Raw genomic sequence first — 8,010 nt, 5'->3', positions numbered from 1 at the left:
CCTCCAAAGACTGCAGCAACGCCCAGCCCAGCGGCCATTCGCCATGGCCCGAGTCAATATTGATATGCCCTGCGTTCTGCATGCGCACAAACTCGCTGCCCCAGGCCCTGGCATAGGCGCCCGCCAGGCGAATGGGACAAAACGGGTCATTGCTGCTGGCCACCACGATGCTGCGGTAAGGCAACGCCGCGTAGGGCACGGGGGCAAAGTCGCTCAGGATGGCGCGGCGCTCGGGGTCGGCAGGAGCCACCAGCAAGGCGCCGCACACCTTGGCTGCAGCCTCCGGCCCCATGTGGGTGGTGGCAATGCAGCCCAGGCTGTGCGCCACGATCACTACAGGGTGCGTTGCGGCCAGCACCGTCTTCTCCAGCTGGCTCACCCAGGCTGAACGCGTGGGCGTGATCCAGTCGTCCTGCACCACGCGGCGCGCGTGGGGCAGGCGCTCGGCCCACAGGCTTTGCCAGTGGCCGGGGCCCGAATCGCGCCAACCGGGGACGATGATGATGGAGGTGGTAGGGGTCACAGGCAGGGATTCTGCGAGCCAGCCTTTAAAACCCATACGACTTAATTTTTGTTATTTAATCGCCAAATCATCTAAAAAGCGACTTCTGCTTGCCTCTTTCAAACACTGACTATTGAGTAAATAAATTAAACCAACCGGTTTAATTTCAAACCGACGCTTACAATGTAACGAATTGCAAACAAGCCATCTGGCGCCGTTCCGCACGACGGCCGCTGGTTCGGTTTGCATTGGCGGCTTGTCCCAGGTCGGTTCTTCCTTAGTCATCTTCACTTCAAGAGGCACCTTTCAATGCACACGTGGAAAATCAGCCAGCGCCTGATGGCGGGCTTCGGTTTGGTCATCGTGGCCCTGCTCGGCATGTCGGTCTACAGCGTGCTCATTGCACGGGGCATTGATGGCGCCCTGACCGCCAATGCCACCCAAAACGCCGTCATCCAACGCGCTGCCATCAACTTCCGGGGCTCGGCGCACGACCGCTCCATCGCGGTGCGCGACGTGGTGCTGGCCCCCAACGACGACGCACGCAAGAAAGAAATCGAATCCATCGCACGGCTGGCGGACTTCTACGCCCAGTCCGCCACGCAGCTGGACAGCGTGCTGAAAACCGCCAAGGAGATTCCACCCGAAGTGGCCCCTATGATGCAGTCGCTCAAAGACATTGAAGCGCGTACGGTAGCCACCACCAGCAAGGTGGTCGCGCTGATGCAGTCCGGCGACCGCGCAGGCGCTGAAGCCATGCTCTGGACCGAGGCCAAGCCCCAGTACGAGCAATGGCTGGCAGCGGCCAACAAGCTCATCGACTACGAAGAGGCGCGCATCATCAAGAACAGCCAGACGGCCAACCAGGACGCGAGCCAGTTCACCGGCGTGATGCTGTCCATCACGCTGTTGGCGGTGCTGATCAGTGTGGCGGTGACGGTGCTGGTATCGCGCAGCATTGGCCGCGAGCTGGGGGCTGAGCCGAGCGAAGTGCGCGCCGTGGTGCAGGCCATCCAGCAAGGCAACCTGACGGCGCACGTGCAGGTCAAGGCGGGCGACACCGGCAGCGTGATGGTGGCCGTGCGCGACATGCAACAGCGCTTTCATGAACTGGTCTCGGCCGTGCGCGACAACATTGCGCAGCTGCGCACCACCAGCGACGACATCAGCAGTGGCAACCAGAACCTGGGCCACCGCACCGAACAAGCCGCCAGCAGCCTGGAGCAAACCGCCGCCAGCATGGAGGAGCTGACCGCCACCGTGCGCCAGAGCGCCGACTCGGCCCGCCAGGCCAACCAACTGGCCACCACCGCCGCCAGCACAGCCACCAAGGGCGGGGAGGTAATGCAGCAAGTGGTGAGCACGATGCAGGACATCCACCACAGCAGCCAGAAAATCGCCGACATCATCGGCGTGATCGACGGCATTGCGTTCCAGACCAACATCCTGGCGCTGAACGCTGCCGTGGAAGCAGCGCGCGCGGGTGAACAGGGGCGCGGCTTTGCGGTGGTGGCCACCGAGGTGCGCAGCCTGGCACAGCGCAGCGCCGAGGCCGCCAAGGAGATCAAGGCGCTGATCCAGTCCAGCGTCGACAAGGTGGACTCGGGCACCCAGCTCGTGGCCAACGCGGGCGAGACCATGAACGAGATCGTGCAAGGCGTGCAGCGCGTGAACGGCATCATCGGCGAGATCAGCACCGCCGCCGCCGAGCAGAGCGACGGCATCTCGCAGGTCAACGTGGCCGTGACCCAGCTGGACCAGATGACCCAGCAAAACGGCGCCTTGGTGAGCGAAAGCACCACCGCCGCCGAAAACCTGCGCCAGCAAGCCCAGCGGCTGGCGGAGCTGGTGGCCGTGTTCCAGGTCGGCGGCAGTGCTTCAGCAGGCATGGGACTCGATGCACCGCGTGCCACGCCAGTACATCGTGGCAATGCCCTGCCCGTCCCCGGCGTGCGACGCCTCGCACACTGAGACAGCATTGCGGACAGCAGGTCGCCAGGGTGGGTGCCATGAGGTGCTGAAAAAATTCTTGAATTTTTCGGTACCCCTCAACCCCATTGCCCCGCCCCGTTCGTTTCACCCAGCACCACCACTTTTTTTGATGGAGCTGCCATGAAACCCCGTTCACTCACCCTGCCCGCCCTCGCCGCCCTGACAGCACTGCTGGGCCTGGCCCACCTGCCTGCCCAAGCCATTGGCCGCCTCGCCGACGTGACCATCGTGGACCGCGACACCGGCGCCACGCTCCCGGTGCACTACGCCCGGGGCGAATACTGGGTGGCCGGGCGGCCCGGGGCGCGGTATGCCATCACGGTGCGCAACCGGCTGGGCGAGCGGGTGCTGGCCGTGCCGTCGGTGGACGGTGTGAATGTGCTCAGCGGCGAAACCGCTGCGTGGGACCAGCGCGGCTATGTGTTCTCGCCCTACGAGCGTTACCAGATCACCGGCTGGCGCAAGAGCGACAGCCAGGTGGCGGCCTTCGAGTTTTCGCACATCGCCAACTCGTACGCCGCCCGCACGGGTCGCCCTGCGCATGTGGGCGTGATTGGCGTCGCCCTGTTCCGCGAACAGCCACCGATGCCCCAGCCTGCCCCGGCCATCACCCCCGAGCCCTACAGCCAGCGCCGCGACAACGGCCTGGGCCTCGGGCGCCTGCGGGAGGACCCCGCATCGCCCGCAGCCGCTGGGGCTGCCGGTGCGCCTGCTGCCCCAGCCCCATCGGCCGAGGCAGAGTCCTCTGCCCGCTCGCAATCTGCCGACAGTGTGGCCAAGGCCGTTCCCATGCCATCGGCCAAGCTAGGCACGGCGCACGGCCAGCGCGAGACCTCGGTTGTCACCCACACCAGCTTCACGCGCCTGCAAGAGCAGCCCAATGAAATCATCAGCATCCGCTACGACAGCCGCGAGAACCTGATCGCCAGCGGCGTGATCCGCGAGCCCATCGCCCGCCCCCACGTGCCCCATGTGCCGCGCGCGTTTCCGCAGTCGGACAACCTGTCGTACGTACCCGACCCACGGTAGGCCTGGGCCGGCCCGTGAGTGCATGAGGGTTTCGCATAATGCCCGGGTGCCTGCCGCCCCACCCTTTGACGATGCCCACGACGCCGACGAAGCGCTGATGCTGCGCTACGCCAAGGGCGACATGGCCGCGTTTGACCGGCTCTACGCCCGGCACGAGCTGGCCGTGTGGCGGTTTGTGTTTCGCAGCGTGAAAGTGCAGGCGGTGGCCGACGACCTGCTGCAGGACGTGTGGTTTGCCGTGGCGCGCAATGCCGCCCGTTATGAGGTGAAGGCCAAGTTCCGCACCTGGCTGTTCACCCTGGCGCATAACCGGCTGGTGGACCACCTGCGCACCGCCAAACACCACGCCAGCCTGGATGCCAGCGACGACGATGCGCGCAGCCTGGCAGACACCCTGGTAGCGGACTCGGGCTTCGGGCCCGTGCGCCAATTGCAGTCGCGCGAGCAGGCCGCCGCGCTCATCGCCGCCGTAGAGCAGTTGCCGCCAGAGCAGCGCGAGGCCTTTTTGTTGCAAGCCGAAGGAGACCTGAGCGTGCAGGAGATTGCCAAGGCCACCGGCGTTAACTTTGAAACCGCCAAAAGCCGCCTGCGCTACGCGCGGGCCAGCCTGCGCCAGCACCTCAAGGAGTTTGTATGACCCGGCAGGATGACGAACTGGTCCGGCGCTACCACGAGGCCAGCGAACAGGAGGGCGCCCGCCCCGGCGCGCATGTGCGCGGTGCCGTGCGTGCGCATGCACAGATGGTGGCAGCGGCTGCGGCATCGGCCACCCCGGTAGCAGCCCCTGCCGCCAACCAGGCCCGCTGGAAGATTTCTGCCCTGGCCACCTTGGCCGTGGTGGGGCTGACTGGCTTGCTGATGCTGCAGTTTGAGCGCGGCACGCCCGAAGAGCGGGACGCTGCTTTCAGCCACCGCCGGGCCGAAGCGCCGGCGCCGGCAACTCCTGCACCGGAAGCCCCTCCGACGCCGCGGCCACCGGCTGAGCTCTCACCAGCCAATCCTCGCGCACCCGATAGCGCGCAGAAAAGTGCGCGGAACAGCACCGACCCAACGGCCGACGCCTTGCCCTCCAAGCCCTCCACGGTAGCCCCCCCCGCGCCTGCGCAGACACCAGCACCTGCCCAGCCCGTAGCCAAGCCGGCTCCTGTGTCGCCTTCCACTGAGCAGGAAGCCCTGTCAGCACCTCGCGCAGCCGGGGCCCTCTCCGGTTTCCCAGCATCACCCCCCATGCCCTCGACGGCCGCAGCCCCCCGCGCCGAATCCAGTACCGAAAGGCGCGAACGCGCATCAGTCTCCCCTGCACCAGCCCTTCAAGAAACCGCTCCGGCTGCCCCCGCCGCAGCAGCTGCACCAGCCACCCGCGCCCCGCTGGCTGACTCTGCAGCGCGCGACCACCAGACGGCGGCTGCAGCCCCTGCCATGTCAAAAAATCTGGGCGCGACCTCGCCCAACACCATCTGGGAGGCCGCCCGCTCGGGCCAACCCCAGCAGGTCGAAGCCCTCGTCCAACAGGGCACACCAGTGGATGCCCGCGACCCCGAAGGAAAAACCGCCCTGATGCTGGCGGCCATGAACGGCCACACCGCCACTGTGCAGCTGCTGCTGGCCTTGCGCGCCAACCCGGCGCTGGTGGACCGCGAAGGTCTGAATGCGGCACAGCTCGCGGCACAGCGGGGGCACACGCGCCTGGCAGAGCTGCTGGAAGCGGCCCGCTGAGAAGCGCACCAGCAGATCTCGCAGTGCCCAAGTCATGTCCGCAGGGGGCGGGCGTAGCTGCCCTGCTCGGCGGTAGCGGCGAATCAGCTGCTCGTCGGAATCATCAGAACCGCACCGCCTCAAACGCGGGGTGCAGCGCATCGATCCAGTGGTCCAGCTCGTCCTGCGTCACATGCAGGTGGTCCATGCAGGCCTGGCCGTGTTGGGTCCACTCGCGCGTGGGGGCCAGGCCGTCGTGCTGGTTGACCAGAAACTCGGCAAGCAAGCCCAGCGCCACCAAGTGGCGCACGGTTGGATCAAACTGCTCGTCGTTCAGGCATGCAAAGTCGTGGTGCAGCCAGATGGCCTGGGCCACGTCGCCCGGCAGGTGCCAGGTGCGCGCCACGATGGCGCCCATCACCGCGTGGTCGGTGCGGTGGCTCGCGTTCTCGGTCTGGGTAAAGGTGCGGTCCTTGCGCGCCAGGGCCTCGGTCACGGTGCCCGCGTAGCCCCGCACCGCCTTCACCAGCACCGGCATGCCCACATGGCAGAACAGCCCGAAGCTGTAACCCAGGCCCGGGTCCAGGCTGTAAAGCTGGTGGCCGATGTGCTCGCACGCAATGGCGCGGCGCTGCGAGCTTTCCCAGAAATGCTCCAGCAGCGGCGAGCGCACCTGCAGCGCATTGCGCGTGATGAAGGCAGACAAAAGCTCCACGGCCGGCTGCAGCCCCAGCACCGTCAGCGCCATGCCCACGGTCTGCACCGGCTGGGCCAGGCCGTACAGCGGGCTGTTGGCCAGCCGCATCACGGCGGCGGCCAGGGCTACGTCGGAGGATGCCAGTTGCTCCAGCGCGGTCGAGTCCAGCTCGGGCGCCGCCACGATCTGCTGCAGGCGCAGCAGTGACTCGGGGCACGGCGGGATCACGATGGCACGCACGGCAGGGTGCACGCGGGCTTGCCGGATGTCTTGGTCGATGGGGTGTGGAGCGGTCACAAAAAGTCCCCGGGCCGCCGCGTGTGCCGACCACACGGACGGGCGCAGCCCGCACAGTTGCAATTCGTTGCATTGTGGCGCCAAAAAGCGCTTTGCCCACCGAACCCGTGCACAAGCGCAGGCTTTGCGCCCAGCGCCTCAGAACCTGTCCTTTGAACAGGTTCTCAGATATTGGCGCCGTCGAGCCCCTGCAGGGCCTGCCGTGTGCTCAGGCTGCTGCGGCCGGGCATGGCCTCGCCCAGGTAGTCCAGAAAACGCCGCACCGCGGGCGACAGCCCCCGGCGGGAGGGGAACACGGCATGCACGATGGCGGGCGCCGGCGCCCAGTCGGGCAGCACCCGCACCAGCTTGCGCTCGCGCATTTCTTCCTGGCACATGTAGTCGGGCATCCAGCACACCCCCGTGCCGGCCACGGCCGCGTATTTGAGCGTGAGCAGGTCGTCCGCCACATAGCGCGGCGTGTGCTGCACCACCTGGTGCACGCCGCCCGGGCCGATGAGGTTCCAGGTCGATCGGCCGTCGGGCGCGGACATGGCGATGCTGTCGAGCTTGGCTAGGTCGTCCAACGTTTGGGGCATGCCCTGGCGGATCAGCAGCTCGGGGCTGGCCACCAGGATCTGCGTGGTGTGGTCCAGCCGCTTGACGACCATGCTGCCGCTGTCGTCCACCGAGGGACGCACGCGCAGCGCCACGTCGATGCCCTCTTCCACCAGGTTGACCGCGCGGTTGCTCACCAGCATGTCGATACGCACCTCCGGGCAACTGGCCAGGAACCGGGGGATCAGCTCGGCCACCACGGTCTGCGCCAGAGTGACGGGGCAGCTCACGCGGATGGTGCCGCGCGGCACGGTCTGCACCTGGGCCACCGTGTCGGCCGCCGCCTGGGCCGATTCGCGCATGGCCTGACAGTGGCGCAAATAGGCTTCGCCCACTTCGGTCAGCGAGAGCTTGCGGGTGGTGCGCTGCAGCAGGCGCACGCCCAGCTGCGTTTCCAGGTCGGACACCCGGCGCGACAGGCGCGATTTGGGGATACCGAGCGCGCGGCCCGCAGCGGCAAAGCCGCCGCGCTCCACCACTTCGGCGAAATACAGCATGTCGTTGAGATCTTGCATGGGCTTCATCGTCCTATGGATAGAACAATCTATCGCAAGTTCACTACCTTATCAACAAATTGATCCATCCCCACAATTCATGCCATGGCCACACGCTGTGGCTCCGATCCACAGAACCCCAGGAGTTCCCTCATGCAACTGCTTCACGTCGACTCTGCCATCACCGGTGATCAATCCGTGTCCCGCCAACTGACTGCCCGCACCGTGACCGCCTGGCAAGCCGCCCACCCTGGCACCACCGTGCAATACCTGGACCTGGCCCAGCAAGCGCCTTCGCACCTGTCGGCCCAGTCGCTGGGGTTCCGCACCGGCCAGGCCGCTGCCACCGAGGCAGAGCGCGCTGAAAACGCACTGTCCGAAGCCCTGGTGAGCCAGTTCCTGGCCTCCGACGTGATCGTGATTGGCGCGCCGCTGTACAACTTCTCCATCCCCAGCCAGCTCAAGGCCTGGATCGACCGSCTGGCGCAGRCMGGCCGCACCTTCAAGTACACCGAGAAGGGCCCCGTGGGTCTGGCCGGTGGCAAGACCGTGATCGTCGCCTCCACCCGTGGTGGCGTGTACTCGACCAGCGAAGGCGGTCAGGCCATGGAGCACCAGGAGAGCTACCTGAAGGTGGTGTTTGGCTTCTTCGGCATCACCGACGTGCGCTTTGTGCGTGCCGAAGGCGTGGCCATGGGCCCGGACGC

Annotated in this window: 8 protein-coding genes; 5 read left to right on the top strand and 3 right to left on the bottom strand. The window is 66.6% G+C overall.

Features of this window, described 5'->3' with window-relative positions:
- Positions 1-559, bottom strand: a 559-nt coding sequence (locus AC04MI_RS21420) for an RBBP9/YdeN family alpha/beta hydrolase (RefSeq protein WP_476498643.1), incomplete at its 3' end; no start/stop codon positions are given.
- Positions 560-811: 252 nt separating this feature from the next.
- On the opposite strand from AC04MI_RS21420, the gene AC04MI_RS21415 reads away from it, so the two are divergent.
- The 4 genes from AC04MI_RS21415 (at position 812) to AC04MI_RS21400 (ending at position 5,239) form a co-directional block, all read left to right on the top strand.
- On the top strand, positions 812-2,473 hold the full coding sequence (locus AC04MI_RS21415) for a methyl-accepting chemotaxis protein (RefSeq protein WP_436078640.1): 1,662 nt from the start codon (positions 812-814) through the stop codon (positions 2,471-2,473).
- A gap of 141 nt (positions 2,474-2,614) precedes the next feature.
- Positions 2,615-3,523: a hypothetical protein gene (locus AC04MI_RS21410; protein WP_099730042.1), complete on the top strand. Its 909-nt coding sequence runs from the start codon at positions 2,615-2,617 to the stop codon at positions 3,521-3,523.
- A 22-nt stretch (positions 3,524-3,545) separates the two neighbouring features.
- Positions 3,546-4,160 carry an RNA polymerase sigma factor gene (locus AC04MI_RS21405; protein WP_143227257.1) on the top strand — a complete coding sequence of 205 codons (615 nt, stop codon included), beginning with the start codon at positions 3,546-3,548 and terminating at the stop codon, positions 4,158-4,160.
- Positions 4,157-5,239: an ankyrin repeat domain-containing protein gene (locus AC04MI_RS21400; protein WP_436078639.1), complete on the top strand. Its 1,083-nt coding sequence runs from the start codon at positions 4,157-4,159 to the stop codon at positions 5,237-5,239. Before AC04MI_RS21405 ends, AC04MI_RS21400 begins: the two co-directional genes overlap by 4 nt.
- Positions 5,240-5,342: 103 nt before the next feature.
- On the opposite strand, the gene AC04MI_RS21395 is transcribed toward AC04MI_RS21400, so the two are convergent.
- Both AC04MI_RS21395 and AC04MI_RS21390 read right to left on the bottom strand, forming a co-directional pair.
- Positions 5,343-6,212 carry an HDOD domain-containing protein gene (locus AC04MI_RS21395; RefSeq protein ID WP_056746683.1) on the bottom strand — a complete coding sequence of 290 codons (870 nt, stop codon included), beginning with the start codon at positions 6,210-6,212 and terminating at the stop codon, positions 5,343-5,345.
- 164 nt (positions 6,213-6,376) lie between these two features.
- Positions 6,377-7,324, bottom strand: coding sequence for a LysR family transcriptional regulator (locus tag AC04MI_RS21390; protein ID WP_436078638.1), 948 nt, complete (start codon positions 7,322-7,324; stop codon positions 6,377-6,379).
- A 132-nt stretch (positions 7,325-7,456) separates the two neighbouring features.
- Here AC04MI_RS21390 and AC04MI_RS21385 point away from each other — a divergent pair.
- The coding region (locus tag AC04MI_RS21385; RefSeq protein ID WP_476498642.1) for an FMN-dependent NADH-azoreductase at positions 7,457-8,010 on the top strand (554 nt) is incomplete at its 3' end.

The organism is Acidovorax sp. LjRoot204 (genome assembly GCF_056175785.1).
The sequence above is the reverse complement of the archived record's forward strand: the minus strand, read 5'-3'. Positions and strand labels throughout refer to the sequence as shown.